This window comes from Aeromicrobium phragmitis (assembly GCF_003674095.1).
In the GTDB taxonomy this organism is placed as follows: Bacteria; Actinomycetota; Actinomycetes; order Propionibacteriales; family Nocardioidaceae; genus Aeromicrobium; species Aeromicrobium phragmitis.
This window is the reverse complement of record NZ_RDBF01000083.1, coordinates 1-457: the sequence shown is the minus strand read 5'-3', so window position 1 is coordinate 457 and position 457 is coordinate 1. Positions and strand designations below refer to the sequence as shown.

General features: G+C 75.9%; 1 protein-coding gene. It reads left to right on the top strand.

From position 1 onward, the window contains the following. Positions 1 to 457 (top strand): hypothetical protein (locus D9V41_RS17925; RefSeq protein ID WP_208006911.1); only part of this gene is annotated, 457 nt, incomplete at both ends.

Below are 457 nucleotides of genomic sequence, written 5' to 3'. Positions count from 1 at the left end.
CGCGACGTGACGAGGCACGGCGACAGGTCGACGCGGCTGCCGCCGCGTTGCGGGCCGTCCTCGACGGGGCCACGGAGGCGGAGCTCGCCGCCGAGGTGGCCGCCTTGAGTCAACGTCGCACGCAGGTGGACGACGTCCCGGAGACGGCCGAAGCCCGCGCCGGATACGAGGTCGCCAAGCAGCGGTACGAGCAGGTCGTGCGCGACTCCCAGCTCGCCCGCCAGGAGCGTGCTCGTCGTGCCGCCCTCGCGCAGGCTCTCCGCGAACGGGTGGCGTCGGCCGACGCCGACGTCGTGCAGGCGCGGGCTCGGTGCGAGCGGGCGGCCCTCGTCCTCGAGGCAGCACGCGCCGAGGCGAGCGACGAGGAGGTCGAGGCCGGGCTCGCGCGTGCTGACGAGGCCCATGCCCAGGCGCTCGCGACCGTCGAGGCGCTCGACCGCGATCTGCGCGAGCACGG